The sequence below is a fragment of the Hymenobacter daeguensis genome (genome assembly GCF_054780555.1).
Genome location: NZ_BAAGWC010000001.1, coordinates 150,836 through 177,713 on the forward strand (window position 1 = coordinate 150,836; position 26,878 = coordinate 177,713).

24 protein-coding genes are annotated in these 26,878 nt (G+C 66.0%); 14 read left to right on the forward strand and 10 right to left on the reverse strand.

Features of this window, described 5'->3' with window-relative positions; all coding sequences use genetic code 11:
• Positions 1-17 precede the first annotated feature (17 nt).
• Both zwf and pgl read left to right on the forward strand, forming a co-directional pair.
• Complete coding sequence (gene zwf / locus ACYVHT_RS00645; protein WP_460546888.1) at positions 18-1,532, forward strand: glucose-6-phosphate dehydrogenase; 1,515 nt, start codon at positions 18-20, stop codon at positions 1,530-1,532.
• Between the two features lie 2 nt (positions 1,533-1,534).
• The gene (gene pgl / locus ACYVHT_RS00650; protein WP_460546890.1) at positions 1,535-2,263 is read left to right on the forward strand and encodes a 6-phosphogluconolactonase; all 729 of its coding nucleotides are present in this window, start codon (positions 1,535-1,537) and stop codon (positions 2,261-2,263) included.
• Positions 2,264-2,363: 100 nt separating this feature from the next.
• Here pgl and ACYVHT_RS00655 read toward each other — a convergent pair whose 3' ends face one another.
• Together ACYVHT_RS00655 and rpiA are read right to left on the reverse strand one after the other, a co-directional pair.
• Complete coding sequence (locus ACYVHT_RS00655) at positions 2,364-3,227, reverse strand: EamA family transporter (protein WP_460546892.1); 864 nt, start codon at positions 3,225-3,227, stop codon at positions 2,364-2,366.
• Positions 3,228-3,262: 35 nt separating this feature from the next.
• The gene (gene rpiA, locus ACYVHT_RS00660; RefSeq protein WP_460546894.1) at positions 3,263-4,012 is read right to left on the reverse strand and encodes a ribose-5-phosphate isomerase A; all 750 of its coding nucleotides are present in this window, start codon (positions 4,010-4,012) and stop codon (positions 3,263-3,265) included.
• Positions 4,013-4,164: 152 nt separating this feature from the next.
• Here rpiA and ACYVHT_RS00665 point away from each other — a divergent pair, with 152 nt between their 5' ends.
• Both ACYVHT_RS00665 and ACYVHT_RS00670 read left to right on the forward strand, forming a co-directional pair.
• Positions 4,165-5,358 carry a lactonase family protein gene (locus ACYVHT_RS00665; protein ID WP_460546896.1) on the forward strand — a complete coding sequence of 398 codons (1,194 nt, stop codon included), beginning with the start codon at positions 4,165-4,167 and terminating at the stop codon, positions 5,356-5,358.
• 141 nt (positions 5,359-5,499) lie between these two features.
• A complete protein-coding gene (locus tag ACYVHT_RS00670) occupies positions 5,500-6,660 on the forward strand; it encodes an AI-2E family transporter (RefSeq protein WP_460546898.1) in 1,161 nt (386 codons plus the stop codon).
• A gap of 135 nt (positions 6,661-6,795) precedes the next feature.
• Here ACYVHT_RS00670 and ACYVHT_RS00675 read toward each other — a convergent pair whose 3' ends face one another.
• Entirely contained in the window at positions 6,796-7,227 is a 432-nt protein-coding gene (locus tag ACYVHT_RS00675) for a hypothetical protein (RefSeq protein WP_460546900.1), read from the reverse strand.
• Positions 7,228-7,420: 193 nt separating this feature from the next.
• Between ACYVHT_RS00675 and ACYVHT_RS00680 the strand changes: the two genes are divergently transcribed.
• Positions 7,421-7,822 (forward strand): hypothetical protein, encoded by a 402-nt coding sequence (locus ACYVHT_RS00680; RefSeq protein ID WP_460546902.1) that lies wholly within the window; start codon positions 7,421-7,423, stop codon positions 7,820-7,822.
• Positions 7,823-7,843: 21 nt separating this feature from the next.
• Here the strand turns inward: ACYVHT_RS00680 and ACYVHT_RS00685 are convergent, their stop codons facing one another.
• Positions 7,844-8,734 (reverse strand): DUF6929 family protein, encoded by an 891-nt coding sequence (locus tag ACYVHT_RS00685; RefSeq protein WP_460546904.1) that lies wholly within the window; start codon positions 8,732-8,734, stop codon positions 7,844-7,846.
• A gap of 114 nt (positions 8,735-8,848) precedes the next feature.
• Between ACYVHT_RS00685 and ACYVHT_RS00690 the strand changes: the two genes are divergently transcribed.
• From ACYVHT_RS00690 to ACYVHT_RS00720, 7 genes are all read left to right on the forward strand, one after another.
• On the forward strand, positions 8,849-9,217 hold the full coding sequence (locus tag ACYVHT_RS00690; protein WP_460546906.1) for an S-adenosylmethionine decarboxylase family protein: 369 nt from the start codon (positions 8,849-8,851) through the stop codon (positions 9,215-9,217).
• Positions 9,214-10,527, forward strand: coding sequence for a DUF4178 domain-containing protein (locus tag ACYVHT_RS00695; RefSeq protein WP_460546908.1), 1,314 nt, complete (start codon positions 9,214-9,216; stop codon positions 10,525-10,527). Before ACYVHT_RS00690 ends, ACYVHT_RS00695 begins: the two co-directional genes overlap by 4 nt.
• A gap of 7 nt (positions 10,528-10,534) precedes the next feature.
• Complete coding sequence (locus ACYVHT_RS00700; RefSeq protein WP_460546910.1) at positions 10,535-10,732, forward strand: hypothetical protein; 198 nt, start codon at positions 10,535-10,537, stop codon at positions 10,730-10,732.
• A gap of 10 nt (positions 10,733-10,742) precedes the next feature.
• The gene (locus ACYVHT_RS00705) at positions 10,743-10,958 is read left to right on the forward strand and encodes a DUF350 domain-containing protein (protein ID WP_460546913.1); all 216 of its coding nucleotides are present in this window, start codon (positions 10,743-10,745) and stop codon (positions 10,956-10,958) included.
• Complete coding sequence (locus ACYVHT_RS00710; protein ID WP_460546915.1) at positions 10,951-12,516, forward strand: spermidine synthase; 1,566 nt, start codon at positions 10,951-10,953, stop codon at positions 12,514-12,516. The genes ACYVHT_RS00705 and ACYVHT_RS00710 overlap by 8 nt, the downstream gene beginning before the upstream one ends.
• Positions 12,517-12,680: 164 nt before the next feature.
• Positions 12,681-14,315, forward strand: coding sequence for a flavin monoamine oxidase family protein (locus tag ACYVHT_RS00715; protein WP_460546917.1), 1,635 nt, complete (start codon positions 12,681-12,683; stop codon positions 14,313-14,315).
• Positions 14,316-14,407: 92 nt separating this feature from the next.
• Positions 14,408-15,442: a hypothetical protein gene (locus ACYVHT_RS00720; protein ID WP_460546919.1), complete on the forward strand. Its 1,035-nt coding sequence runs from the start codon at positions 14,408-14,410 to the stop codon at positions 15,440-15,442.
• A 117-nt stretch (positions 15,443-15,559) separates the two neighbouring features.
• Here ACYVHT_RS00720 and ACYVHT_RS00725 read toward each other — a convergent pair whose 3' ends face one another.
• The 4 genes from ACYVHT_RS00725 to ACYVHT_RS00740 all read right to left on the reverse strand — a co-directional run bounded on the left by ACYVHT_RS00725 (position 15,560) and on the right by ACYVHT_RS00740 (position 22,557).
• On the reverse strand, positions 15,560-17,602 hold the full coding sequence (locus ACYVHT_RS00725) for an RICIN domain-containing protein (RefSeq protein ID WP_460546921.1): 2,043 nt from the start codon (positions 17,600-17,602) through the stop codon (positions 15,560-15,562).
• Positions 17,603-17,808: 206 nt separating this feature from the next.
• Positions 17,809-18,477 (reverse strand): response regulator, encoded by a 669-nt coding sequence (locus ACYVHT_RS00730; RefSeq protein WP_460546923.1) that lies wholly within the window; start codon positions 18,475-18,477, stop codon positions 17,809-17,811.
• Between the two features lie 112 nt (positions 18,478-18,589).
• A complete protein-coding gene (locus ACYVHT_RS00735) occupies positions 18,590-20,602 on the reverse strand; it encodes a tetratricopeptide repeat-containing sensor histidine kinase (RefSeq protein ID WP_460546925.1) in 2,013 nt (670 codons plus the stop codon).
• Between the two features lie 74 nt (positions 20,603-20,676).
• The gene (locus tag ACYVHT_RS00740; RefSeq protein WP_460546927.1) at positions 20,677-22,557 is read right to left on the reverse strand and encodes a tetratricopeptide repeat-containing sensor histidine kinase; all 1,881 of its coding nucleotides are present in this window, start codon (positions 22,555-22,557) and stop codon (positions 20,677-20,679) included.
• A gap of 216 nt (positions 22,558-22,773) precedes the next feature.
• On the opposite strand from ACYVHT_RS00740, the gene ACYVHT_RS00745 reads away from it, so the two are divergent.
• Together ACYVHT_RS00745 and ACYVHT_RS00750 are read left to right on the forward strand one after the other, a co-directional pair.
• Positions 22,774-22,983: a hypervirulence associated TUDOR domain-containing protein gene (locus ACYVHT_RS00745; protein WP_460546929.1), complete on the forward strand. Its 210-nt coding sequence runs from the start codon at positions 22,774-22,776 to the stop codon at positions 22,981-22,983.
• A gap of 81 nt (positions 22,984-23,064) precedes the next feature.
• Positions 23,065-24,351 carry a DUF418 domain-containing protein gene (locus tag ACYVHT_RS00750; protein WP_460546931.1) on the forward strand — a complete coding sequence of 429 codons (1,287 nt, stop codon included), beginning with the start codon at positions 23,065-23,067 and terminating at the stop codon, positions 24,349-24,351.
• 44 nt (positions 24,352-24,395) lie between these two features.
• Here the strand turns inward: ACYVHT_RS00750 and ACYVHT_RS00755 are convergent, their stop codons facing one another.
• A complete protein-coding gene (locus ACYVHT_RS00755) occupies positions 24,396-24,938 on the reverse strand; it encodes a hypothetical protein (protein WP_460546933.1) in 543 nt (180 codons plus the stop codon).
• 126 nt (positions 24,939-25,064) lie between these two features.
• Positions 25,065-26,648 carry an amino acid permease gene (locus ACYVHT_RS00760; RefSeq protein ID WP_460546934.1) on the reverse strand — a complete coding sequence of 528 codons (1,584 nt, stop codon included), beginning with the start codon at positions 26,646-26,648 and terminating at the stop codon, positions 25,065-25,067.
• Positions 26,649-26,878: the final 230 nt, after the last annotated feature.

Genomic DNA, 26,878 nt, shown 5'->3' on the forward strand with positions numbered 1-26,878 from the left:
CCTTCGCACCTAACCACATGAGTTCCAAAACCACTATTCCGCCCACCGTTTTCGTCATCTTCGGCGGCACCGGCGATTTGAATGCCCGCAAGCTCACGCCGGCGCTGTATAACCTGTTTCTGGACGGCTGGCTGCCGGCGCAGTTTGCCATCATCGGCACGGGCCGCACCAAGCTCACCGACGAAGAATTTCGCACCAAGCTGCTGGCCGATATCAACCAGTTTTCGCGCAGCGGCAAGGCCAAAAAAGAGGTCTGGGAGAAGTTTGCGCCCCACATCAGCTACCAGGTGGCCGACGTAAAAACGCCGCAGGCCTACGAGGAATTCGGCCAGCGCATTGCCGCCTTTGAGAAAGAGTGGAACGCGCCCGCCAACGCCATTTATTACCTGGCGGTGGCGCCGGAGTTCTTCCCCACCATTGCCACGGGCATTGCCAAAAGCCACGCCGGCACCGACCCGGCCCGCGTGCGCATTGTGATTGAGAAGCCCTTCGGGCACGATTTGGAATCGGCCCGGGCCCTGAACCAGCTGCTGGCCGAGCACTACGAGGAGCGCCAGATTTACCGCATCGACCACTACCTGGGCAAGGAAACGGTGCAAAACATCATGGCCTTCCGCTTTGCCAACGCCATCATGGAGCCGCTCTGGAACCGCAATACCATCGAGCACGTCCAGATTTCGGTGACCGAGCAGCTGGGCGTGGGCGAGCGCACGGGCTACTACGACGGCTCCGGCGCGCTGCGCGACATGATTCAGAACCACCTGCTGCAGCTGCTGTGCCTGGTGGCCATGGAGCCGCCCGTGAACTTTACCGCCGACGAGGTGCGCAACCGCAAGGTGGACGTGCTGCGCGCCATGCGCCGCTTCACGCCCGAAATGGTGCGCGAGTCGGCCGTGCGCGGGCAGTACGGGCCGGGCTGGATTGAGGGCAAGCAGGTGCCCGGCTACCGCGAGGAGCCCGACGCCAACCCCACCTCCAGCACCGAAACCTTCGCGGCGGTGAAGTTTTTCGTGGACAACTGGCGCTGGCAGGGCGTGCCGTTTTACCTGCGCACCGGCAAGCGCCTGCACCGCTCGGCGTCCATCATCACCATCCAGTTCAAGGACGTGCCGCACGTCATCTTCCCGGCCGAAACGGCGGAGGGCTGGCGCAAAAACCGCCTGATTATCAGCATTCAGCCCGAGATGAGTATCCGGCTGCAGGTGCAGGCCAAGCGCCCCGGCCTCGACATGATGCTGAACACCGTGGACATGGTGTTCGACTACAAAGGCACCTACACCAACGAAACGCCGGAGGCCTACGAAACCCTGCTGCTCGACGCCATGCTCGGCGACCAGACGCTGTTTATGCGCGGCGACCAGGTGGAGGAAGCCTGGGATTTGGTGATGCCCATCCTCACCTCCTGGCAGAGCCGGCCCAGCCTGAGCTTCCCCAACTACTCGGCCGACTCGTGGGGCCCCGAAGTGGCCGAAGCCCTCGTGGCCCGCGACGGCTTCCACTGGTTCACCCTGCCCCTCAGCGACAAGAAATAGCCATGGCCCAGCACGTTTTCGATTCGGTGCAGGAGGTGCTGCACCACCTGGCCGACTTCTTTGTGGAGCAGGCGCACGAAGCCGTCGCGGCGCGGGGCCGGTTCTCGGTGGCGCTTTCGGGCGGCAGTTCGCCCAGAAAACTGTATGAGCTGCTGGCCTCGGCGGCTTATCGCGAGCGGGTGCCGTGGGCGCAGGTGTTTTTCTTTTTCGGTGATGAGCGCAACGTGCCCGCCACCGACCCGCAGAGCAACTACCTGATGGCCAAAACCGCGCTGCTGGACCCGCTCAGCATCTCACCGGCGCAGGTTTTCCCGGTCGATACCTCGCTCCCGCCCAACGATGCGGCAGCGGCGTACACCCAGGCCATCAACGATTTTTTCGGTGCCGGGCCGGCTCGCTTCGACCTGGTGCTGCTGGGCCTGGGCGACAATTCCCACACGGCCTCGCTGTTTCCGCACACGGCCGTGCTGCACGCCACCACCGCCAGCACGGAAGCCGTTTTCGTGGAGGAGCTGAAGGCCGACCGCATCACACTCACGGCTCCGCTCATCAACCAGGCCCGCGCCGTGGCTTTCCTCGTGTTCGGGGCCGATAAAGCGGCGGCCGTGCGGCGCGTGCTGGTAGGCGAGCGGGACGTGGAAGAATATCCCGCGCAGCTCATTGCCCCCGAAGAAGGCGAGGCGCACTGGTTTCTGGACAAAGCCGCTGCTTCGGAGCTTGAAGCGCTTTAGAAAGTCGTCAGGACTTGCGCGAGCATCCTGAGCTGTTTTTTATGCAAAAGAAAAGGCCACCTATCAGGTGGCCTTTTCTTTTATAGTCAACCAGGGCCTGTCAGGCAGCGGCGGCCGGCGGGCGGGCCGTGAGCGTGGCCCCCACACTGGCCACCACAATCAGGGCCACGGCCAGCCATTGGCCAACGAGCAGTTTCTCCCCCAGCAATAGCCAGCCCGAAACCGCGGCCGCCACCGGCTCCAGGCTCATGAGTATGCTGAAGGTGCGCGTGGGCATGGTGCGCAGCGCCTGCATTTCGAGCGAAAACGGCAGCACGCTGGAAAAAAGCGCCAACAGCCCGCCCAGCAGCAGCAGGTACGGCGTGAGGCCCAGCAGGCTGCCGCTGGCTATGCCGAACGGCAGCACCGGCAGCGTGGCAAACAGCATGCCGATGGCCACTGCCTGCTGGCCGGGCAGCACCGCCGCCGTGCGCTGCCCCAGCACGATGTAGACTGCCCAGCACCCACCGGCCGCCAGCGCCAGGGCCAGGCCAACCCAATCGACGCCATTGCTGTGCCAGGGCGCAATCAGGGCAATGCCGGCGCCAGCCAGCACGGCCCACACGGCATCGGTCCAGCGGCGCGAGCCCGCCAGGGCCAGGGCCAGCGGCCCAATGAATTCCAGCGTTACGGCCAGGCCCAGCGGAATGCGCTCCAGGGCACAATAGAACAGTAGGTTCATCAGCCCCAGCACCAGGCCGTAGGGCACCACCGCCCGCCACTGCGCCGCCCGCAGCTGCCCCGGCTGCGGCCGCACCGCCAGCACCAGCATCAGCGCCGACAGCCCCGTGCGCAGGCTGGTAGTGCCGGCCGCGCCCAGCAGTGGAAACAGGCTTTTGGCCACTGCCGCCCCGCCTTGCACGCTCACGATGGCCAGCAACACGGCCGGCACGGCCGGGAGCGAATAACGGGTAGATACGGGCATCAGGCGCTGAAAAAGACGGTGGACGGCGAACGTGCTTACGGCAGTTCCGCAAAGTCGCTGGCGGCAGTGGCTTTTGCGCCGGCCCGCAGCACCTGTACCTCGCCGTGCTGCACGATTACCGCCGCCCGCGCCAGCCCCAGAAACAGGCCGTGCTCCACCAGGCCGGGGATGGTTTTCAGCTTGAGGGCCAGCGCTTCCGGGTTTTCAATGGCCTCGAAATGGCAATCCACCAGCAGGTTGTGCTGGTCGGATTGGGCCAGCGCTTCGGGCTTTAGCTTATCGACGCGCACCACGGGCGCACCGCCGAGAGCCGCCACGGCATCCATCACCCAGGGCAGGGCGAAGGGCACCACTTCGAGCGGCAGCGGAAAGCGGCCCAGCTGCGGCACGGCCTTGCTGGAATCGCCCACGATGAGCAGGTAATCGGAAGCCGTGGCGATGACTTTTTCGCGCAGCAGCGCCCCCCCGCCGCCTTTGATGAGGCGCAGCTGCGGGTCGAGCTCGTCGGCGCCGTCCACGGTCAGGTTGAAGCGCAGGCCGCGCCGGGGCTCCACCATCGGAATGCCGACGCGGCGGGCCAGCTCGTCGCTGGCCTTTGAAGTCGCCGTGGCCTGGATTTTCAGCCCTTCTTCCTTTATCCGCTTGCCCAGCAGCTCGATAAACGGCGCGGCCGTGCTGCCCGTGCCCAGGCCCACGGTCATGCCATCGCGCACCCAGCCGGCGGCGGTGGCGGCAACAAGCTGTTTTTCCTTGGCTAACTGGGTCTGGGTTTGCGGGCTTGACATGAGCGAGTGAGGGACGCGGTACGGGGCCGCTGGCTGGTGAGAAAATCGGGTCTGGGAGCAAAAGTAACCGCCCGATGCCCGACGAAACGGCGTGAAGGCATGGCCTTCGGCTTGGATTGTTGCATTTTTGCAGCTCATCCCTGCCCTTATCCATGGCCCACCCCATTGTTTCCCGCTGCTGGCGCCTTGCCAGCGTGCCCGGCCTGCTCGCCGTCGTTGCCCTTGCCGCTGGCTGCACGCAGCCTGCCCGCGTCAGCACCACTGCCAAAGACTACCTGCTCTACGTGGGCACCAACGTGGCCGGCGAGCAGGAAAACACGATTTTCCTCTACCGCGTGTCGCCGGCCACCGGGGCTTTCACGCGGGTGAGCGCCCAGCGCGGCGGGGCCAGCCCCACCTACCTCACCCTCACGCCCAGCCGGCGCTTTCTCTACGCCGTGAGCGAAACCCAGACCTACAAGGGCGCGGCCGGCGGCGGCGTGAGCGCCTTCTCCGTGGACCAGAAATCGGGCGAGCTGAAGCTGCTCAATCAGCAGCCGTCCAACGGGGCTTCGCCCTGCTACATCAGCCTCGACCGCAGCAATAAGATGGCCATGGTGGCCAACTACCTGGGCGGCAACGTGAGCACCTACCCGGTGCAGGCCGATGGCCAGCTCGGCCCGCCCGCCACCGACCAGCAAACCGGCCGCGGCCCGCACAAAAACCAGAACGCCTCGCACGCCCACTGCCTCCTGCCCGACCCCGCCAATAAGTTCGCCTTCGCCGTGAACCTGGGCACCGACCAGGTGTATGCCTACCGCCTCGACCCGGCCGCCGGCAAGCTCACGCGCCAGCCCGAGCCGGCCTTTGTGGCCAAGCCGGGCGCCGGGCCGCGCCACCTCACGTTTCACCCCGATGGCAGGCACGCCTACCTCATCAACGAGCTGAATTCGACCATCACGGCGCTGGCGTATGACGCCGCGGCCGGCCGCTTCCGCGAACTGCAAACGGTGTCGGCGCTGCCGGCGGGCTACGCGGGCGAGAATTCCTGCGCCGACATTCACGTCGCGCCCAACGGGCTGTTTCTCTACGCCTCCAACCGGGGCCACAACAGCATTGCCGTGTTTGCCATCGACAGCAACAACGGCACCCTCGTGCCCATTCAGGACGTGGACACGCAGGGCAAGACGCCGCGCAACTTTACCCTGGACCCCGCCGGCCGCCTGCTGCTGGTGGCCAACCAGAACTCCAACAACGTGGTCAGCTACAAGGTCGACCCGCAGTCGGGCCTGCTCACGCCCACCGGCCAGCGCACGGAAGTGCCTTCGCCCATGTTTCTGCAGATGGTATCGGATTTCACGCGCTAGCCGGTCGGCCAGCCGCCCCCGGCGTGCGCCGGCCGAGGTTTTGCCGCCACTGGCGGGGCCGGGGCAACGTGGCGGCCGTCGGCCCGTAAGCGTGGCCAGCTTCCCGGCCGAAAAATCTGCCGGGCTTACCCAAATTCTCTGATGCTGCCCCAACCCGACAACCAACCCCGCGAGCTGCAGTTTCCGCTCTATGTGAAAGCGCCGCTGGTGCTGCTGGGCCTGTCGCTGCTGGTGTTCACGCTGCACATTGCCGGCGAAATCATCTTCCCGCTGGTGTTTGCGGCCATTTTTGCCATCATGCTGCACCCGGTGGAGCAGTGGCTGCGGCGGCGGCGGGTGCCCAACCTGCTGGCCATCACGCTCACGGTGGTGCTGGGGGTGGCCGTGGTGCTGGGCCTGGTGTATTTCATTTCGATGGAGGCCGCGCAGCTGTCGGACCAGATGCCGATGTTCAAAAAGAAATTTGCCGAAACCTGGTCGCAGGTGCACGAGTGGCTGCAAAGCCGCTTCGGCGTGAGCGACCAGAAGCTGCAGGGCTGGATGAGCGAGGCCGGCACCAAAGCACAGGGGCTGCTGGGCGGCACGCTCTCGGCGGTATCGGGCCTGGTGGTATCGTTCACGCTGATACCGGTTTACATCTTTTTGCTGTTCCTGTACCAGAAGCGACTGGTCGATTTTCTGGTGCAGGCTTTTTCGGGCCGGCGCCGCGATACCGGCGTGAGCGAAGTGCTGCGCGAAAGCAAAGCCGCCATCCAGAGCTACATGGTAGGCCTGCTGATTGAAGGCAGCATCGTGGCCGCGCTCAACGTCACGGTGCTGCTCCTGATTGGCGTGCCCTACGCCCTGCTGCTGGGCGTGATGGGGGCACTGTTAAATTTCATCCCCTACGTCGGCGGCATGATTGCCATCGCGCTGCCCATGCTCATGGCCTTTGTGGCCCATGCCGGCTATGGCCATGCCCTGGCCGTGCTGGGGGCCTACGTACTCATTCAATTCGTTGACAATCACTACCTCATCCCGCGCATCGTGGCCTCCAAAATCAAGGTCAACGCCCTGGTGGCCATTGTGGGCGTGCTGGTGGGCAATGCCATTGGCGGGGTGGCGGGCATGTTTCTGGCCCTGCCGGTCATTGCCATCGTCAAAATCGTGTTCGACCGCATCGAGCCGCTCAAGCCCTGGGGCATGGTGCTGGGCGATGAGGAAACCCCGCGCGGCCGCAAGGTGAACCCCGCCAGCAAGGCCGCGCTGGCAGCCGAGGGCAAGCCCGAGGAAGCAGCGGAAGTCGCGGCAACAGGCTTATAGCCAATACGCTGCCTGACAACACCAAAGCCGCGTAGCGGCGACAGAAACCTACGGGAATCTGTCGCCGCTACGCGGCTTTTTCTTATTGAAAGCGTGCTGGTTCCCGCCCGCCGCTACGCGGCTGCTTCAACGTTTTTACTTGCTCAAATCGGCCGCCAGCAGCCAGCTTTCGGCGGCTTCCATGGCGTTGAAGCGCTGAAAAATGAGCCCGCCGGGCGAGGCCGAAACCACCGACTGCGTGGATAGCCGGTGCAGGGGGTCGCTGCCTTCCACAATGGCACAGTAGCGGGCCCGGGCCTCCCGAATGGCCTGCGGAATCCACTCGCTGGTGAGCCACTCCTGGGCCGCCCCTGACAGCGGCGGCCGCTGCCCGTGCTCCGACAGAATTTTGCGGGTGCCCGTGCTCAGCATCAGGGCCAGGGCCTGGGCGTAGTAGGCTTTCAGGGCGTCGAGCGGGGCGCGCTCGGCGCTCCAGGCCAGGCGCACGAAGCCGGCGGGCTGGTAATAAAGCTTGCCGGCTGCATTTTGAAAGTAGAGGGTTTCCTGGGGACGGGAGGGCAAATTCATGGAGGGAGGTAGAGCGCGGCAGGGCAGCTTTCGGCCTGGGTCAACAAATTTACGTCATGGCGGGGGTAGTTGGCTGTTTGCCTAACCAAACATTCTTTTCCGCGTAGGATGGGCCAGATGAGGTGACACTGCAGCACAGAAGCAGTGCTTTTTCATCGTTTTATTTATTTCTTTATCAGCGTATTATCATATCATGCGTTTATATTTTGAGAATCCGGTGGGGCGCCTCATGGAGCACCCCGACGGCTATGCCCTGGTACAATACAATGCGGGTGCCCGCGATTTCACTTCCTTTCAGGCCTTCCTTACCCACACCCATCAGCTGCTGCGCCGCCACGGCTGGCACAAGCTGCTGGCCGACCAGCGCGCCATGCTCCCCTTCACCGAGCAGGAGCGCCATTGGATTGGCAACGAGTGGCTGGCCCGCAGCACCGGCGACGGCTACGCGCTGTACGGGGCCGTGATTGTGCCCGGCACCGAAGCCGCCCGCCAGGTGCTGAACAAGGTGATGGACGACGTGGCGCACTCGCCCTACACCTACCGTCTGTTCGACGCGGAGGAAGCGGCCGTGGCGTGGCTGCGGGAGCAGCCGTAGCCGCCGCATGCCGCCTAAATTTCAGAGCGTTAGGTGCGCGGTTGCGGCGGTGCTGCCGCCCGCATCGTCATCGGTCACGAGCAGCAGCTCAAACTGTCCGTCGGGCAGCTGCTGGCGCACGGCAATTCCTTCCACTTTGCCGTAGTACGGGCGGCCATCGGCCCAGCCCAGGCGGGCGAAAGTGGCTTTCTGGCCCAGCACATCGACCGTGCCGATGAAGGAGCCCAGCACCGCGCCGTCGAGCATGGCGTCCATCGTATTTTCGACGGATGCCGCCACGAACAGGCGGCCATTCACGAAGGTGGCGCCGGAGAAACCGGCCGGGCAGCCATCAATCTGCGGCAGCTCAAATACCAGCTGGTGCGGCCGGGGCAGCTCGGCGGGCGCTACGCCGGCCAGCTGGCGCAGCACCGGCGCCAGGGGCAGCACCAGCAGCAGCGCCGCATCGGCCCGGCCCACGGTGCGCTGAAACAGCAGCAGCTCGGTTTCGGTGGTGGCGGCGGCTTCGAGGTTGAGGGTGACGCCAGCCGGCAGCCCAGCCCGCAGGAGTTGGTAGAGCGGCCCCAAATCGACCAGCCGGGGCGCCTGCCCGGCCACCGGCACAAACCAGCCCACCTCGCGGGCCGGCGTGCTGCCCGAGCCCAGCACCAGCACGCCGGCCTGCCCGTCGGGCCAGGTGAGGGCGGCCATGGCTTCGAGGTCGGGCTTGGCGGCTTTGGGAATGCGGCCGGTGCCGAAGGCATCGGTTTCGAACAGCGCCACCCGCGAGCGCACGGCCAGCGTGGCCGCATCGAGCAGGTACAGGAAAGGCGAGTCGTCGCCGATGACGTAGGCCACGGGCCCGATGATTTCGACGCCCGAGGCGGAAGGCAGGTCGGGAATGCGGTTTTCGGAGAGGATGGTGGCCGTCATGCGGAGGGCGGGCGGGCTGTAATGTGCCGCCGGTTTGGGCGATACTTCGGGAAAGGACTTCCCAAATAACAACCGACCGCGCCAACTATCTTGCAGCCTGCTCCTGCCTTTCCCATGGTTTCATACGCTCCCGGCCTGCACATACTGGCCACTTTTGCGGCCCCGGCGCCGGCCCTGTGCGATGCCGAGGCCTGTCGCGCGTTTTTCGATGCCCAGGTGCTGGCCTTCGGGCTCACCAAGGTGGGCGAGGCCTACCACACCTTTCCGGCCGACGCCGACGGGCCGGGCGGCTTCACGGCGGTGCTGGCCCTGACGGAGTCGCACCTGAGCATCCATACCTGGCCGGAGCACGGGCTGGCCACGTTCGACGTGTTTCTGTCGAACTTCCGGCGCGATAACTCGGCAGCGGTGCGCGGGATATACGCGGCCACGCTGGCGTTTTTCGGGGGCACGGAGCAACACAAAACCGAAGTCCGCCGATGAGTGACCGCCTGACTCCCCGGCCCGAATCGGCCCAGCTGGACTGCCCGGCGTGCCACACCAGCATCACGTATTACGACGTGCAGGGCAGCGAATACTATGCTTGCCCCAACTGCCACGCCTACTTCCGGTACTCGGGCGAGGAAACGCCGAAGGTACTGGGCAGCTACAAAGCGCCGACGCACGAAACTCCGCTCCTGCCGTTGGGCACGCTGGGGCAACTGAAGGACCGGCGGTGGCGGGTGGTGGGCTTTGTGGAGCGCTGCGAGTACCGCTCGGAGCAATACCGCTGGACGGAATACCAGCTCTACCAGCCCGAAACCGGCGACTACGCCCAGCTTTCGCAATACCGTGGGCACTGGATGTTTATCCAGCCCCACAAGGAAAAGATAGCGCACAACAAGCTCAGCGGCCGGTTTGTGGTCATGCCCGAAGGCACTTACAAGCTCTACAACCGCTACCAGGCGCGGGTGCTGTGGGCTGTGGGCGAGTTCGACTGGGACATTGAGGGCGACGACCGGCTGAAAATAGCCGAATACATCCTGCCGCCCCGGATGCTGGTGCAGGAGCGCACCCCGGACAACGCCGTGGCCTGGTACCGGGTCGAGCACGTCGAGCCCCGCGACGTCGCGCGCGCCTTCGGCCTGAGCAGCAGCGCCATGCCTTCGCGGGAAGGCATCGGCGCGGTGCAGCCCGACCCGGTGCAGGCCAGCTGGCCTGCGCTGCGGCTGCTCACCACCGTCGCCTTTTTTGCGCTGCTGCTGGTGCAGATTGGCCAGCACATCCGCCGGCCCGACGCGGTGCTGCTGAAAGCCAGCCTGCAGGTGCAGGCCGATACCACGGCCAGGGCGGCGCCCGGCACGGGCCGCGTCATGGTAACGCCCTCGTTCACGCTCGACCACCAGGCCGCGCTGCAGGTCGACCTCGTCACGACCCTGAACAACCAATGGCTGGAACTGCCCGTGAGCCTCGTGAACGAGCAAACCGGCCAGGGCTTCGAGTTCACCAAAAACATTGAGTTCTACAACGGCGTGGAAGGTGGCGAAAGCTGGACCGAAGGCAGCCGCGACGCTGACGCCGTGCTCTCGCGCGTGCCGGCCGGCCGCTACCACCTCAACTTTTACCCCTTCACCGAAGCCGGCCCGGCCGCACCGGGCATCGAAGTGCGCGTGACGGCCGACCCGCCGCTGTGGTCGAATTTCTTTATCGTGCTGCTGCTGCTGCTCATCTACCCCACCTGGCAATACCTGCGCCGCGCCACCCACGAAACCCAGCGCTGGCAGCAGAGCGACTACGGCCCCTCTTCCGAATAAACGTCCCATGCTCGAACGCTTTCTGATTTTCCTGCGCCCCGTGTGGCTCTACGCGCTGCTGCTGCTGCTGCCGCTGGGCTGGTTTGCCTGGGGCACGGCCACGGGCACGCGCCTGCTCGGCGACGACAACGAGAGCACCGAAACCCTGAACGCGCCCGGCAGCGGCCACGCACGCACCGGCCACGGCTTTTACTATCACAAGTAACCTTCGCATTATGACCGACTTACATCTACACCCGCTGCTGGCCTCCATTGTGTACTCGCTGCTGGGCATTGTGCTGCTGGTGGTCAGCTTTTTCGTGTTCGATAAGCTGACGCCGGGCACGCTCCGCAAGGAAATTCTGGAAGACCAGAACACGGCCCTGGCCATTCTGGGCGCGGCGTTTATGCTGTCGGTGGCCCTCATCATCAGCGCCGCCATTCATGGCTGAGCTGCTGGAAGCGCCCGCGCCGGAAGCCGCCGGAAAGGCCGGCTCCGAGGCCCGGCTGCCGGGGCTGCTGCTGGCGGCGGTGGCCGTCATTGCCACCTGCGGGCTCATTTATGAGCTGATTGCCGGCACGCTGGCCTCCTACCTGCTGGGCGACTCCGTCACGCAGTTTTCCACCATCATCGGGGCCTATCTGTTTGCGATGGGCATCGGCTCGTGGCTCTCGAAGTTCCTGGAAGGCTCGCTGCTGCGCTGGTTTATCCGGCTCGAAATACTGGTGGGCATCGTGGGCGGCTGCATGGCGCCGCTGCTGTTCGTGAGCTTCGAGTACGTGGCCTCGTTCCGGCTGCTGCTCTACACACTGGTGGGCCTCACGGGCGTGCTGGTGGGCCTGGAAATCCCGCTGCTGATGCGGATTCTGGAGCACCGCTTCGCCTTCAAGGAGCTGGTGGCGCGGGTGTTTGCCGTCGATTACGTGGGGGCGCTGCTGGCCTCGCTGATTTTTCCGCTGGTGCTGGTGCCGCAGCTGGGCCTGATTCGGACTTCGCTGGTTTTCGGGGCCCTGAACCTGGCCGTGGCCGCCGTGGTGCTGGCCCGCTTCCCCGAAACGCGGCCTTACCGGCGGCGCTTTGCCGTGGGCATCGCCGGGGCGCTGCTGGGGCTGGGCGCGCTGTTCGCATTTGCCAACAAGCTGCTGGCCTACACCGAAACGCTGGCGTTTCAGGACCAGGTTATCTACTCGAAATCGACGCCGTACCAGCGCATCGTCCTCACCCGCAACCCGCGCGAGCTGCGCCTGTTTCTCAACGGCAACCTGCAGTTCAGCTCCGCCGACGAGTACCGCTACCACGAGGCCCTGGTGCACCCGCTGCTGCAGGCCCTTCCGCAGGCCCGCCGGGTGCTGGTGATGGGCGGCGGCGACGGCCTGGCCGTGCGCGAGCTGCTGAAATACCCGCGCCTGCAAAGCATCCGCCTGGTGGACCTCGACGCGGGCATGACCGAACTGTTCAAGCACAACGAGCTGCTGCTGGCCCTCAACAAGGGCTCGCTCAACAACCCCAAAGTGCAGGTCATCAACGCCGATGCCTACCAGTGGATTCGCCAGGACACAACGCACTACGACGCCGTCATCGTCGATTTTCCCGACCCCGGCAACTACTCCATCGGCAAGCTGTATTCGGCCGCTTTCTACACGGCACTGGCCAAGCGGCTGGCACCCGGCGGGCGGCTGGTGGTGCAAAGCACCTCGCCGTTTCTGGCCCGGCAGTCGTTTTGGTGCGTGGCGCACACGCTGGCGGCGGTGGGCCTGCACACCATCCCCTACCACCTCTACGTGCCGTCCTTCGGCGAGTGGGGCTACGTGCTGGCCGGCCCCGACACCCGCTGGCGCGGCGACCTGAGCCCGCTGCCGGCCGGCCTGCGCTACATCACCCCCGCCACCATTCACGACATGCTTCGCTTCCCGCCCGACATGAGCGAAGTGCCCACCGAGGTGAACCAGCTCAATAACCAGGTGCTGGTGCGCTATTTTGAGGAGGACTGGGGGCCGTATGTGCATTGATTCCGGGAGGCAGTTTTCATTTAAACGGTCATGCTGAGCGTAGCCGAAGCATCTCGCGTGTAGCAGTAATTCAATCGTGAGGATGGTGCGAGCGAGATGCTTCGGCTACGCTCAGCATGACGGTCTTATTCAGTTAGCTTTTCTCCTTTCTTCTCTCCTCTCCCATGCCCACCCGTCGCTCTTTTCTGGCCCAAAGCGGGGCGGCCCTCACCGGGGCGCTGCTCCTGCCGGCCCTGCCCGGCTGCGCCCCGGCCAACCCGCTGGCCCACATCAAAGGCCAGCTGCTGGGCCAGGACGCCGCCACCGGCCACCTGCTGCGCGACCCGAGTAAAATCCCCGCGCCCACCCGCACCATGCAGACCGAGGTGCTGATAATCGGCGGCGGCGTGGCGGGCCTCTCGGCGCGGCGCTGGCTGCACCGCCACGGCCAGCCCAACACGCTGCTGGTGGAGCTCGCGGCCGAAACCGGAGGCAATGCCGCGGCCGGGCGCAACGCCGCGTCGGCCTATCCGTGGGGCGCGCACTACCTGCCCGTGCCCGACGTGCGCAACGTGGAGCTGCTTGATTTTCTGCACGAAGCGGGCACCCTCACCGGCTACGCGCCCGATGGCCGGCCCATCTACAACGACTACCACCTCTGCCACGACCCCGAGGAGCGGCTCAGCATTCAGGGCCACTGGCAGGAAGGGCTGGTGCCCGGCCTCGGCCTTTCCACTGCTGACCAGGCGCAGGTTGCCCGCTTCTTCCAGCTGATTGAAAGGCTGAAAACGGCCCAGGGCCGGGACGGCCGCGATGCCTTCTGCATCCCCCTGGCCCACGCCTCGTCCGATGCCGCGTACCGCCAGCTCGACCAGCTTTCCTTTGCCGACTACCTCACCCGCGAAGGCTTCACCGCGCCCGCGCTGCGCTGGTACCTCGACTACGCCTGCCGCGACGACTACGGCGCCACGGCCGCGCAGGTATCGGCCTGGGCCGGCCTGCACTACTTCGCCAGCCGCAAGGGCCGCGCCCACAACGCCACCGGCAGCGACGTGCTCACCTGGCCCGAGGGCAACCACTTCCTGGCCGACCACCTGCGCCGGCAGGCCGGCGCGCCCATTCAGACCCACACCCTGGCCTATGACCTGCGCGAAACCGCAGCCGGCGTAGAAGTGCTGACCTACGACGTGGCCACCCGCCAGAGCACCCGCGTGCAGGCCCGGCAGGTGCTGCTGGCTACGCCCCAGCACATTGCCCACCGGCTGCTGGCAAACGTGTCCGGCCACCAGCTGCTGCCGCCCGGCAGCCTGCATCATGCGCCCTGGCTCATCGCCAACCTCACCGTGGAGGGCCTGCCGCAAGGCCCCGGCCGCCCCCTGAGCTGGGACAACGTGCGCTACGGCAGCGCCTCGCTGGGCTACGTGAACGCTAGCCAACAGTCCTTAAAGCAAGACGATGGCAGCCCCAAAGTCATCACCCTCTACTGGCCCCTTACCGACGAAGCCCCCGCCCTGGCCCGCCGCCGGGCCTACCAAACCACCTACGCCGACTGGCTGCCCCGCGTGGTGGCCGAGCTCGAAACCTACCACCCCGGCGTGACGCCCTACATCCGGCAGGCCGACCTCTGGGTGTGGGGGCACGGCATGGTGGCCCCCACGCCCGGCCTACTCTGGGGCGCCGCGCGGCAGGCGGCCATGCAGCCGGTGCGAGGCCGTATTTTTTTCGCTCACACTGATTTCAGCGGGATTTCCATTTTTGAGGAAGGGTTTTACCAGGGCATTCGGGCGGCGCGGGAGATGCTACATAACAGAACGATGTAGGGGCGGGACCTGCCCCGCCCGGCTATTCGCGCCAAGCCAACAAAACCGTTCAACTACGGGCGGGGGCAAGCCCCGCCCCTACTCTTATTCTCATGGCCCAGCCCTGGATTCGCTCCCTGCGCTACGATGGTTTGCTCATCCTCGCGCCGCCGTTTCTGGCGCTGCTGGTGGTGCTGGCGCTGCCGGCCGCCTACCGCAGCACGGCGGCCATGCCGCTGCTGGCCTGGGTGGCGCTGGTGGTGCTCATCGATGTGGCGCACGTCTACGGCACGCTGTTCCAGACCTACTTCGACCCCGTGAAACGGCGCGAGCGGCGCGTGCTGCTGTGGGCGGCACCGGTGGCCTGCTACGCGGTGGGCGTGGCCCTGCACAGCCGGGGCGGGCTGCTGTTCTGGCGGGTGCTGGCCTACTTGGCGGTGTTCCATTTCATTCGGCAGCAGTATGGGTTTCTGCGGATTTATAGCCGCCACGACGCGCCCGCACCGGGGCGCTGGCTGGCCACGGCGCTGATTTACTACGCCACCCTCTACCCGCTGCTGTACTGGCATTTTTCGCCGGGACGCAACTTCAACTGGTTTGTGGATGGGGACTTTGTGCAGCTGGACTGGCCGGCCGGCCGACTGGTGGCCACGGTGCTCTACGTGGCCCTGATACTCGCCTACCTCGGCCGCGAAGCGTACCTCTGGCAGCGCACCCGCACGTTCAACCTGCCGCGCAACCTGCTGCTGGGCGGCACTTTGGTATCGTGGTACGTGGGCATCGTGCTATTCAATGGCGACCTCGCCTTCACCCTGCTCAACGTGGTATCGCACGGCATTCCGTATCTGGCGCTGGTGTGGGCCGGCGGGCCTTCCCGGCCCGATGCCCCGGCCCCGCCGCGCCGGGGTGCCTGGGCCGGGCGCTACGGGCTGGCCGTTTTTCTGGGGGCGGTGGTGCTGTTCGCTTTCCTCGAAGAAGGCCTGTGGGACGGGCTGGTGTGGCGCGAGCACGGCACGGTGTTCGGCTGGTTTCAGCACTTGCCCGCGGTGGCCAGCCCGGCGCTGCTCATGTGGCTGGTGCCGCTGCTGGCGCTGCCGCAATCCACGCACTACGTGCTGGATGGGTTTATCTGGCGGCGAAAGCGGTAGCGCGGGCTCTGCGAGGCCGAGCAGTGAGCGTAGCGAGTATCGGGCGGCTGCTATGGTCCGGTGCCGCATGCTCGCTTCGCTCGCGCTCGGACTTGCAGAGCCCAAGCCATTGTGCAACTACTTCACAATCACCAGCTCCACCCTTCTATTCAGCCTGCGGGTTTCCTCGCGGTCGTTGCCGTAGCGGGGCCTGGTGCCGCCAAAACCGATGGTCGTGATGCGGTTTTCGCCAATGCCGCGGCCCACGAGGTAGCGCTTCACCTCGGCCACCCGGTCTTCGGAAAGCTGCTGGTTTTTGTCGGCCGGGCCCACGTTGTCGGTGTGGCCTTCGAGGCGCACTTCGGTGGCGGGCGCGGCTTGCAGGGCAATGGCCAGGCGGTTCAGCTCCAGGTAGGACGAGCCGAGCAGCGTGGCCTTGCCCTGGGCAAAAATGATGGTAGGCAAATCAACTTTGGCTCCCACGGCGGCGGGCAGCAGCAGCAAATCGCGCCGGGGCGAGCCGCTGGCCAGCAGCGTGTCGCTCACCGTGAGCAGGCCGCCGCCCGTGGCCGAGAGGGCGTACCGCCCCTGCAGCAGCGACATCTGGTAGTTGCCCGAATTGTCGGTTTTGCTGGTGGCCAGAAACTGCGGGCTGGTTTTGCTGGTGCCCAGCAGGCTGGCCTTCACGGTGGCCCCCGCAATGGGCTGTTTGGTGCGGGCATCGAGCACGCGGCCGGTGAGGTAGGCCCGGCCGGCATTTTCCGAAACTTCGGCCACGGCGGGCTTGGGCAGCGAATCGGCCGGCACGGCGCGGCCCGTGCGCCAGATGTCCTTGGTGCCGTTGGGCGTGGTGGAAGACGAATAATAAGCCGTCTTGCCGTCGGGCGTCAGGGTCAGGAAGGCGTTGAAGCCGGGGCCGTTCAGGGCCGGGCCCAGGTTGCGCGGCTCGCTCCAGCGGGTCCAGCTGTCGTCGAGGCGCTGGCTCACAAACATATCGGCCGAGCCGTAGCCCATGTGGCCGTAGGAGGCAAAATACAGCGTTTTGCCATCGGGCGCGAGCCAGGGCGCGAAGTCGAAACCGGGCGAGTTCAGCACCGGGCCCAGGCTTTTGGGCTCGGTGTAGCCGCCGCTGCCATCGGGCCGGCTCAGGTAAAGGTCGTTGCCGCCTTCGGAGTCGCCGCGCTCCAGCGAGAGCAGCAGCGTTTTGCCATCGGCCGACATAAAAAACCCCGTGCCGGGCACCGCCGAGTAGAAATTGGCAATGCGCAGCGCCTCCGGCCTGGTGCTTTTGGGCGTAGCGCCCGCCGCCGTGGCCGCCGACTGTGCCACCCGGCTCAGGCCGTCGTCCACGAAGCCGTCGCGGCCGTAGGTGCCGCGCACCAGCAGCAGCTGCCCGCCCGTGCCGGTGGTCGATTCCACGGCGTTGTTCTGCGGCGTGTTGATGCCGTCCAGGCGCGTGGGCGCGCCCCAGGTCTGGCCCTTGTCCGGGCTCTGGCTCAGCCAGGCATCGCCCGAGTCGGTGTTGCCCTCGGTGTTGCCGGCAAACTTGGTGCGGGCGAAATACAGCGTGGTGCCATCGGGGCTGAGGACGGGGTGCACCTCGTTGCCGGGCGTGTTGATGGCGCCGGCCAGCGGCTGCGGCGGGCCGAAGGGCGACGGGCCTTCCAGCACGTTCAGCCGCAGCCGAAACAGCCGCCACTGCTGGCTGGCACGGCCGTTGTTCTTCTGGGCCAGCACCGGCGTGCCGTTGAACTTATCGGAAGTCGCCAGCGCCGCCACCCGGCTTTCGCTGCGGTTTTCGAGCTGGAAGCTGCCGGCCGGGCCCGCCGGCACCAGCCGCCACTGCTGCTGCTCGCTGCCCTGAAACGGGCGCTGCACCAGCGGCGTGTTTTCGCCGGGCTTGTCCACGGTCAGGCACTGGCCGCTGTGTTTGGCCTCGATGCGGAAATACTCGCTGCCCTCCCGAATGGGCACAAAGCGCCACTGCTGGCTGTTGGCGTGGGTGAACTCCCACTGCACGGCGGCCGCGCCGCTGGTGGTGCTGGCGCTGGCAATGTCGAGGCAGCGCCCGCTGCCCCGGTCAATCACCCCGTAATAGGCCCGGTCGTCGGGCACGAAAGCGGCCGGCTGGGCCGAAGCAAAAAAAGGCAGCAGGGAAAGCAGTACAAGAAATCGGAGCATTTGCGAAGGCGCCGCGAAAAAGGCCGCGCTGGGTGAACTACGCAAAAGAACGGCGGAATGGGCGGAGTGGTGCGTAAACAGAACGTCATGCTGAGCGCAGTCGAAGCATCTCTACCTCATTACTAATTCAACTGCTTGGATTTCTTCCGAGGCAGAGATGCTTCGACTGCGCTCAGCATGACGTTCTTCATTGGGCAAAAGTCCCGCTACGCCAGCAGCTTGTGCTTGATGGCGTACTGAATCAGCCCAATCACCGACTTGCAGCTGGTTTTGGTGAGGATGTTTTTGCGGTGCGTTTCCACGGTGCGCTCCGAGATAAACAGCGCCTCGGCAATGGCCTGGTTCGACTTTTCATCGGCCACGAGGCGCAGAATCTCCTTTTCGCGGGCCGTGAGCTCCACCACGGGCGGCGCCGCGCTGCGCTGGCCGGGCACTTCGAGGTGCTGCAGCAACGTCTGGCCTACCTCCTGGCTGTAGTGGGTGCGGCCGGCGGCCACGTCGGCAATGGCGGCGCTGAGCTCGGCCTTGGTGGTGTTCTTCAGCAGGTAGCCCAGGCCGCCCGCTTCGAGCACTTCCATGATGGAGGCGTGGTCGTGGAACATGCTCAGGGCCAGCACCCGCACGGCCGGAAACGCGGTGCGAATGCGCTGGGTGAGCTCCACGCCGCTCATGCCGGGCATGTTCAAATCGACGAGGGCCACCTGCACTTCGGGGTGGTCGTGCAGGCGGCGCAGGGCCTCGGCGCCGGAGTTGGCCTGGGCCACCACGCGCACGGCCTGGTCAGATTTCAACAGGGTTTTGATGCCTTCAATCACCATCTGGTGGTCATCAACCAGCAGCACATTGACACGGGAAAGCGGAAGGACGGCGGACATGGGGAAGCGAAAAGAAAGGGTTATACGCAGTGCATACACTCATTCAAACATAGCAGGATTTCATCGTCCTTCATCATTGCTTCAGCAAAAAAAGCCGTCACTCGCCCAGCTCTCAGCCCGCCAGCGGCACCGTGGCCGTCACGGTAGTGCCGTGGCCGGGGCGGCTGTCGAGGTGCAGCGTGCCGCCGAGGTAGGCCACCCGGCTTTCGATGTTTTTCAGGCCGATGCCGGCGTCCGGCCCCAGCGCGGCGGGGTCGAAGCCCACGCCGTTGTCCTCCACCAGCAGGGTCAGCTCGTGGGCGTGGCGGATGAGCTGGAGGTTGATTTCGGTGGCCTGCGCGTGCTTCACAATGTTCTGCACCACTTCCTGCACCACGCGGTAGAGGGTGCTCTCCACGGTGGGGGCCAGGCGGAATTCGTCCAGCCCCAGGGTTTCGACGTGGATGCGCAGCCGGCCGGGCCGCTGAATCAGGTCCAGAAACTCGCGCACGGCCCGGGCCAGCCCGCGCTTGATGAGGGCATTGGGCAGCAGGTTGTGCGAGATGCCGCGCACCTCGCGCACGCCCTCGTCCACTACGCCGATGGCGTCCTCGAAGCGGTGCTGCTGCTCGGGGCTGAGGAGGGGGTGCAGGTCTTCGCACAGGCCGTGCAGGTTGAGCTTGGCCACGCTCAGCAGCTGGCCCACGCCGTCGTGCAGGTCGGCCCCGATGCGGCGGCGCTCGGTTTCCTCGGCTTCCAGCACGGCGGCGGCGCGCTGCTGGGTGAGCTGCTGCCGCTCCTCGCCAAACTCAATTTCGCGGCGCAGCCGGCGGCGGCTCACCAGCAAATACCCCAGCCCGGCCAGCAGCGCGGCAATGGCCAGCCCGGCCCACAGCTGCACGTTGCGCCGCCGGATTACCTGCTGCTGGGCCCGCAGCTGCGCGGCCTGCAGGCGGTTGCGGGCTTCCTTCTGCTCGGTTTCGTACTGGGTTTGCAGCTCGGCCACGGTGCGGGTGGTGGCGGCCAGGCGCAGGGTGTCCTTCAGCAGCTCCAGGGCGCGGTGGTAGTTGAAAGCCCCGCGGTAGTCGGCGCGGGCGGCGGCCAGGTCGGCCAGCCCTTCGAGGGCATCGGCTTCTTCCTGGCGGTCGTGGTTGGCACGGGCCAGCGCCAGGGACTCCTGCAGGTAAGGCGCGGCGGCGCGGGCCTGGCCGGTTTGCACCAGCGACTCGCCCAGAATAGAATATAAATCGGCGCGGGCCCCGGGCGTGATGTTGCCCGCCGCCTGGCGGTTGTAGCCCGCCTCCACCCGGCGCAGCAGCGGCAGCGAAGCCGCCCAGCGGTTCTGGCGCTGCTCCAGCACGGCCAGCGTGAGCAGGACGCCCTCGATGGCGCTGGTGTCGGGCTGGGCCCGCGCCACGGCCAGGCCCTGCGCCAGGTACGCGCGGGCCCGCCCAAACCGGCCCGCGTCGCGGTGAATGATTGCCAGGTGGTTGATGCAGTGCAGAATGTAGGGCGGCACATGCGCCTGCTGCCAGCCGCGCAGGCTTTGCTCGTAGGCCGTTTGGGCGGCGGGCAGGTTTTGCTGCTCCAGATAAATCTGGCCAATGGTGCCGTACGAGTCCGCCACCGCGGCGGTGTCGTGGGCGGCCTGGCGCAGGCGCAGGCCGCGCAGGCTCAGGCGCATGGCCTCGGTGTAGCGGCCTTCTTCGGAGCGGCGGCGGGCGGCATTGGCGTAGTTGTGGCCCTCCCAGAGCGAGTTGCCCAGGCCCCGAAACTCCCGCGCCGAAATCATGTACAGGCGCACCGCATCGTCGTTGTGGCCGCCCTGGGCCGCCAGCGTGGCCAGGTTGTAGGCGGCGCGCGCCAGCCGTTTCCGGTCGCCGATGGCGCGGGCCAGCCGGGCGGCCTGGCGGCCGTAGGCCCCGGCCTGGGCCGTGTCGTTGTACTGAAAGTTGAACATCAGCGTCACCAGCGCCCTGGTGCCGTTGGTGTCGTGCGGGTGCTGGGCCAGCACGCGGCGCAGGCTGTCCACCTCGCGGGTGTTGCGCTTGGGAGCGGCGTATTGGGCCTTTTGGGCCGGGGCCGGCCCCGGCAAGGCCAGCAGCAGCGCCAGCAAAAGAATGTAGGGGAAGTAAAATCGGGGCATAGCACAGCGTCGGGGCGAATACGTATCGTTTTTCTGCTTCATAGCTTCATAAGCTGGTCGAATTCCTTTGAGCCTTAGCCGGCCACGGGCAGCAGCGGTACTTCCAGCGTCACGGTGGTGCCCCGGCCGGGGGCGGCATCAAAATCGGCCCGGCCGCCGAGGTAGGCCATGCGGCTTTCGATGTTTTTCAGGCCGATGCCGGCGTCCGGCCCCAGCGCGGCGGGGTCGAAGCCCACGCCGTTGTCTTCCACCAGCACCGTCAGCTCGTCGGGGTGGCGGATGATTTGCAGCGTCACCTCCGTGGCCCGGGCGTGCTTGAGAATGTTCTGCACCAGCTCCTGAATCACGCGAAACAGCACGTTTTCGGTGGTCGGCTCCAGGCGGCCGCCCCGGTCCAGGCCCACCACTTCGAGGTTGATTTTGACCCGGCCCGCCGCCGGCAGCTTGTCCAGGAAATCGCGCACGGCCTGGGCCAGGCCCCGCTTTAGCAGGGCGTTGGGCATGAGGTTGTGGCTGATGCTGCGCACTTCGGCAAAGCTTTCATCCACCACGGCCAGGGCGTTTTGCAGCAGCGCCTGCCGGCCCGCGGTCTGCACGCCCAGCTCCTCGCCCAGCGAGTGCAGGTTGAGCCGGGCCGCCGTGAGCAGCTGGCCCACGCCGTCGTGCAAATCGGAGCCGATGCGGCGGCGCTCGGCCTCCTCGGCCTCCAGCACGGCCTGGGCCCGCTGGCGCTCCAGCTGCTGCCGCTCCTGGGCAAACTCCACTTCGCGGCGCAGCCGGCGGCGGTTGGCCAGCAGATAGGCCAGCCCCGCCAGCAGCGCCGCCACGGCCAGCCCGCCCCACAGCTGCACGTTGCGCCGCCGGATTACCTGCTGCTGGGTTTGCAGCTGCTGGGCTTGCAGGCGGTTCCGGGCTTCCTTTTTCTCGGTGTCGTACCTGGTCTGGAGCTCGGCCACCTGGTCGGCGCTTTCGCGCTCAAAAATGCTGTCGTTGAGCGCGGCAAAGCGCTTTTGCCAGGCCAGGGCCAGTGCCGGGCGGCCGGTTTCCTCGTACAGGCTGGCAAAGCCGTTGTACACCACGCGCACCAGCGGCAGGGCCTGCGCCTGCCGGGCCAGCGGCAGGGCGCGGCGGTAAGCGGCCTCGGCCTCGGCGGGGCGGTGCAGCAGGGCCAGCGCATCGCCCAGGTTCAGCCAGGATTCGGCCTGCGCCTGCACGTCGCCCCGCGCCTGGTCGATGGCCAGCGTCTGGCGGTAGTAGTCGTAGGCGGCCTGCCCCTGCCTGGTGCGAAGCGCCAGCGCCCCCAGGTTGTAGAGCGCTAGGCTGGCGGCGCTGGAGTCGCCCAGGGCACGGCCCTGGCGCAGGCTGGCCAGCAGGTCGGCCCGGGCCGGGCCGTATTGCTTCATTTCCATTTGCACCGTGCCGCTGTTGCACAGGGCTTTGGCAAACGCCGCGCCGGCCCTGGCATTGCCGGCGCGGGCCAGCGGGGCCAGCAGCGCCTGGGCCTGGCGGGCATTGGCCAGCGCCTTCGGCAGCTGCCGAAGGTTCTTGTTGGTGTTGCCCAGGTTAAGGTAGGCCACGCCCTGGCCCAGGGTATCGTGCAGGGCCTCGGCCAGCCGCAGGGCCTGCACCAGGTGGCGGGCCGCCGCCTCAAAGCGGCCCTGCCCGTTGCTCAGGCGGCCCAGCAACAGGTGGGCGCTCTGCTCGCGGGCGGACTGGCTGGCAGCGTGCGCCGCGCCCAGCGCCTGGGCCGCCAGCTGGTAGGCGGCCTGGGGCTCCGCATCTTTCAGGGCCTGCGCATCGGCCAGCAGCAGCCGGGCCCGGGCCGAATCGGGGGCCTGGGCCCGGCGGTGCGCCAGGCTGTCGGCCAGCACTGTCTGCGCCCGGCCTGCCACGGTGCCTCCCCCAAGCAGCAGCAGCAGCAACCCCGTCCGACGAATAACAGCGAAGTTTCTCAAAAGTAGCTTCATGCACAACACCGGCCCCCGGCCTACCCGGCCGGACCACGCCGGGCGGGCAATTTGGTCAATAATCGGCATATAACCGCTCAGCTATACGTTATCAAACGCAGCAGCCTGCCGTGGCCTGAGCACGCCAGGCGAGCGGCAACGGTACGGGCCCAATCGGAGTACATAGCCCGATACGCTCCCTGCTTTTCTTTCTTCCCAATTCCCATGCGCAAAGGCACCAAAGTCAGCTGGAAATACGGCACCGGCACAGCTATCGGCAAAATCGAGTCGGTGCACAAAGAGGCCATTTCCCGCACCATCAAAGGCTCCGAAATTCACCGCAACGGCACGCCCGAAAACCCGGCCCTGGTGATAGTGCAGGAAAACGGCGACCGGGTGCTCAAGCTCAAAAGCGAGGTGAAGGCCACGGCTTAAGATATATAAATCAAAATATTTATCTCATATTCGCAAGCGCCTGGTGGCCGGCAACTTCGCCGGTGGCTGGCGCCTGCGCCTATGGATGCCTCCGCCCCTTTGCCCGCCGCCCCGCTGGCCGAAACCGACCGCGCCGAGCTGCTCGATGCCCTGCGCGGCTTTGCGCTCTGCGGCGTGTGCCTGGCCAACCTGCTCACCGGCTTCAGCTTCTGGGGCGAGAAAGGGGCGCCGCCCGCTGCCTCGCTGGCCACGGCCGCTACCGACCCGGCCGCCGCTTTTCTCATCCGCGCCCTGGTCGATGGCAAGTTTTACTCCCTGTTTTCGCTGCTTTTCGGGGTAGGCTTTGCGCTGCAATTGCAGGGCGCTACGGCCCGGGGCGATACCCGGCTGCTCACCTACCGGCGGCGGCTGTGGGTGCTGCTGGGCATCGGGCTGGCGCATTTGCTGCTGCTGTGGCCGGGCGATATTCTGGCTTTTTACGCCCTGGTGGGCCTGCTACTGGTTCGCCTGCGCGGCCTGTCCGACCGGGCTATTTTTCGCTGGGCCGTGGGGCTGCTCATCGTGCCAGTGCCCATGTGGGTGCTGTTCTGGCTGGGCGGCGGCTGGAAAGCACCCGTGCCCCTCACCCCGGCCCTGCCCTTCTATGGCTTCGGCGAGCACCTCGCCCGGCAAGTCGGCATGCAGTCCTATTTCGACGTGTATGCCACCCACAACTACTTCGTTTTTTTAAAAGCCCTGCTGGCCGGCGCGTTTTTCCGGGCCGGCGACCTGCTGTTTCAATGGCGGGTGTGCAAGGTGCTGGCCATGTTTCTGCTGGGCCTCTGGATAGGCCGGCACCAGGTGTTCCGGCAGCTCGAAGCCTACCGGCCCGTGCTGCGGCGCGTGGCCGCCTGGGGCCTCGCCGTGGGCCTGCCCGCCTGCCTGCTCAACGGCTACCTCGACCTGGGCGGCGCTTACAGCCAGGGCGAAACCGCCGGGCTGGTTTTTGCCGCGCTCTACGCGCTGGGCGTGGGGCCGCTGGCCCTGGGCTACGCCGCCAGCTTTGGGCTGCTGTGGCAGCGGCCGGGCCCGCGCCGGCTGCTGCGCCTGCTGGCCCCCGTGGGCCGCATGGCCCTCACCTGCTACCTGGGCCAGACGGTTATCGGCACGCTGTTGTTTTCCGGCCTGGGGCTGCACTTAGCCGGCCGGGTGGGCCCTACCCTGCTGTGGCCGCTGGCGGCAGGCATTATTCTGTTCCAGCTGCTGCTCTGCGGCTGGTGGCTGCGGCATTTCCGTTTCGGGCCGATGGAGTGGCTGTGGCGCAGCCTCAGCTACGGGCGCCTGCAGCCGTTGCGGCGGGACGCACCGGCTCAGCTGACAGCTGGATAGCGCACAGGGGCAAAACCGAGGCAACAGCCATGCCGTGAGATGGGCTAGCGCCGGATTATGGCCGCGCGCTCGTCATAAGTTGTGCCATCGGCCACAACGGCGACGCCATTGAGCACAAAACGTCGCCGTTTGTTCGTGCCGCAGTCGCAGCAGATATCGCCGCCGCCTGCACCCGCTTGCACCTCAATGCTGCTGAGGCTGTACGTCCGGTTGGCGGCGGGCAGCACAAAGCGAAAGCTGTAACTCCCCAAATCATACGGCACGGGCAATGCCGGCCACGGCAGCCGGCGCAGGGTGGTAATGGCCCCGTAAAAATCGGCTCCGCCACGCGTCTGCCAAACGGTATCGATTGGGTTGGTGAAGCCGGGCGCACTGTACCGCACCGCATAGGCCCCGTTTATTTCGGCTTTGCGAAAACCACCTTGCAGGCTGTCGCGGTCAAAAACCACGGTAATGTCGTCCAGCAAGCCGTTGCAGGGCGCGCAATTCACGCCCACGCATTTGTCGAAGCACCCGCTCAGGGTCACACCTGACGTTACCAGCAATGCAATGACACCGATGCGAGCAAGCGCGAGAAAAGGCTGCATGTAGAAAAGATTGGAAAGAGGTTGTAAAGTTGACTCCCCACTCGCCGGAATGGTTGCTCCACAAGCACAAAAAATCCCTGCCGACGGATGTCGGCAGGGATTTTTTGTGCATTAAAATTCACAGGCTTACCGGTTGTTCGGGTCGGGCTTGATGAAGGCTTCTTCGTCCATTTCCGTGGGCACCACTACCACGCCCTTCTGGAGCATGGAGTTTTTCTTGCCGTAGAGGAAATACACGATGAAGCCGAGCAGCATCCAGCCCAGGGCCAGTTTCAGGGTGTTCGAGTCGAGGGCCAGAATCATGAGCGTGCAGATGGCCGCGCCCAGGATGGGCACCAGCGGGAAGCTGGCCGACGAGAGCGGCGAGCGGAACGGCCGGGGCTGGTCGGGGTCGGAGCGGCGCATGAGCCACACGCCGATGCTCACCAGCACGAAGGCCAGCAGTGTGCCGAACGAGGTCAAATCGCCGGCCACCGAGCCGGGCACGAAGGCCGCAAACGCACCCACGAACACCAGCAGGGCCAGGTTCGACTTGTAAGGCGTGTTGAACTTGGGGTGCAGGTCGGAGAAGGCTTTGGGCATCAGGCCGTCCTTGGCCATCGAGAAGAACACGCGGCTCTGGCCCATGAGCATCACCAGAATAACCGACGAGAAGCCGAGCAGAATGGCCACCGTCACGGCCGTGCCGAGCCACTCGTAGCCGGGCATGTGCGCCTTGATGGCGTAGGTTACGGAAGCCTCGCCGCCCAGGGCCGGGTCGGCAAACTCGCGCCAGTTGGCCACACCCGTCAGCACGTGCCCAAACAGGATGTAGAGCACCGTGCACACCGCCAGCGAGCCCAGAATCCCGATGGGCATGTCGCGCTTGGGGTTTTTGGCCTCCTGCGCGGCCGTGCTCACGGCATCGAACCCGATGAAGGCAAAGAAAACGATGGCCGCGCCACCCAGCACACCGCCCCAGCCGTGCTTGTTCCAGGCCGTGTACTCGCGCACCACTTCGCCGGCCGCGTTTTTCACGGGCTCGGCGTTGTCCGGAATCAGGTAGGGCGTGTGGTTGGCGGGGTTGATAAACTGCCAGCCCACGGCAATGAATACCAGCACGATGGCCACCTTCAGCACCACCACAATGGCGTTGAACATGGCCGATTCCTGCGTGCCCTTGATGAGCAGCAGCGACAGCATGACGATGACAAACAGGGCTGGCAGGTTGATGAGGCCGTGCTCCAGCGTGCCGTTCACCACGGCGCTCTCGAAGGGCGAGTGGCTGAGATTATACGGTATACTGGTCCCAAACACCTGCAGAAGCTTGTTCAGGTATTCGCTCCAGGCAATACTGACGGTGGCCGCGCCCAGCGCGTATTCCATAATCAGGGCCCAGCCGATGACCCAGGCCACAAACTCGCCCATGGTGGTGTAGGCGTAGGTGTAGGCCGAGCCGGCAATGGGAATCATGGCCGCAAACTCGGCGTAGCACAGGCCGGCGAACACGCAGCCGATGGCGGCCACGACGAAGGCCAGCGTCACGCCCGGCCCGGAGGCCTGCGCGGCGGCGGCGGCGGTGCGCACAAACAGGCCCGCCCCGATGATGGCGCCCACGCCCAGGGCCACGAGGTTGCCGGCGCCCAGCGTGCGCTGCAGCGTGCCGTGCCCGGAAGCATTGGCCTCGCCCAGGAGCACGGCCAACGGTTTTTTGGCGAAAATACTTGCCATGTGTTAGGTGTAAAGGAGGAAGAAGTGTGAAATAAAAAAGAGGGTAAAACAAAGCCGTCCGGCACGGGCGGCCCCAACGTTCGGGTCCGGCCACAGCGGCGGGTCCGAAATATAGCGAGTAAAACAACGTCGGGGCCGTTCAGGCGCCGGCGGCGCAATGGCGCAGTTTGCCGCCGGGGCTGATATTGCGGCTCAAATCCGGCCCGGCCCCGGCGCTGCCGTTAAACCCG

Excerpts from the sequence above, each read along its gene's own strand:
- zwf (WP_460546888.1), top strand. The coding sequence starts at position 18 with ATGAGTTCCAAAACCACTATTCCGCCCACCGTTTTCGTCATCTTCGGC.
- pgl (WP_460546890.1), top strand. The coding sequence starts at position 1,535 with ATGGCCCAGCACGTTTTCGATTCGGTGCAGGAGGTGCTGCACCACCTG.
- ACYVHT_RS00655 (WP_460546892.1), bottom strand. The coding sequence starts at position 3,227 with ATGCCCGTATCTACCCGTTATTCGCTCCCGGCCGTGCCGGCCGTGTTG.
- rpiA (WP_460546894.1), bottom strand. The coding sequence starts at position 4,012 with ATGTCAAGCCCGCAAACCCAGACCCAGTTAGCCAAGGAAAAACAGCTT.
- ACYVHT_RS00665 (WP_460546896.1), top strand. The coding sequence starts at position 4,165 with ATGGCCCACCCCATTGTTTCCCGCTGCTGGCGCCTTGCCAGCGTGCCC.
- ACYVHT_RS00670 (WP_460546898.1), top strand. The coding sequence starts at position 5,500 with ATGCTGCCCCAACCCGACAACCAACCCCGCGAGCTGCAGTTTCCGCTC.
- ACYVHT_RS00675 (WP_460546900.1), bottom strand. The coding sequence starts at position 7,227 with ATGAATTTGCCCTCCCGTCCCCAGGAAACCCTCTACTTTCAAAATGCA.
- ACYVHT_RS00680 (WP_460546902.1), top strand. The coding sequence starts at position 7,421 with ATGCGTTTATATTTTGAGAATCCGGTGGGGCGCCTCATGGAGCACCCC.
- ACYVHT_RS00685 (WP_460546904.1), bottom strand. The coding sequence starts at position 8,734 with ATGACGGCCACCATCCTCTCCGAAAACCGCATTCCCGACCTGCCTTCC.
- ACYVHT_RS00690 (WP_460546906.1), top strand. The coding sequence starts at position 8,849 with ATGGTTTCATACGCTCCCGGCCTGCACATACTGGCCACTTTTGCGGCC.
- ACYVHT_RS00695 (WP_460546908.1), top strand. The coding sequence starts at position 9,214 with ATGAGTGACCGCCTGACTCCCCGGCCCGAATCGGCCCAGCTGGACTGC.
- ACYVHT_RS00700 (WP_460546910.1), top strand. The coding sequence starts at position 10,535 with ATGCTCGAACGCTTTCTGATTTTCCTGCGCCCCGTGTGGCTCTACGCG.
- ACYVHT_RS00705 (WP_460546913.1), top strand. The coding sequence starts at position 10,743 with ATGACCGACTTACATCTACACCCGCTGCTGGCCTCCATTGTGTACTCG.
- ACYVHT_RS00710 (WP_460546915.1), top strand. The coding sequence starts at position 10,951 with ATGGCTGAGCTGCTGGAAGCGCCCGCGCCGGAAGCCGCCGGAAAGGCC.
- ACYVHT_RS00715 (WP_460546917.1), top strand. The coding sequence starts at position 12,681 with ATGCCCACCCGTCGCTCTTTTCTGGCCCAAAGCGGGGCGGCCCTCACC.
- ACYVHT_RS00720 (WP_460546919.1), top strand. The coding sequence starts at position 14,408 with ATGGCCCAGCCCTGGATTCGCTCCCTGCGCTACGATGGTTTGCTCATC.
- ACYVHT_RS00725 (WP_460546921.1), bottom strand. The coding sequence starts at position 17,602 with ATGCTCCGATTTCTTGTACTGCTTTCCCTGCTGCCTTTTTTTGCTTCG.
- ACYVHT_RS00730 (WP_460546923.1), bottom strand. The coding sequence starts at position 18,477 with ATGTCCGCCGTCCTTCCGCTTTCCCGTGTCAATGTGCTGCTGGTTGAT.
- ACYVHT_RS00735 (WP_460546925.1), bottom strand. The coding sequence starts at position 20,602 with ATGCCCCGATTTTACTTCCCCTACATTCTTTTGCTGGCGCTGCTGCTG.
- ACYVHT_RS00745 (WP_460546929.1), top strand. The coding sequence starts at position 22,774 with ATGCGCAAAGGCACCAAAGTCAGCTGGAAATACGGCACCGGCACAGCT.
- ACYVHT_RS00750 (WP_460546931.1), top strand. The coding sequence starts at position 23,065 with ATGGATGCCTCCGCCCCTTTGCCCGCCGCCCCGCTGGCCGAAACCGAC.
- ACYVHT_RS00755 (WP_460546933.1), bottom strand. The coding sequence starts at position 24,938 with ATGCAGCCTTTTCTCGCGCTTGCTCGCATCGGTGTCATTGCATTGCTG.
- ACYVHT_RS00760 (WP_460546934.1), bottom strand. The coding sequence starts at position 26,648 with ATGGCAAGTATTTTCGCCAAAAAACCGTTGGCCGTGCTCCTGGGCGAG.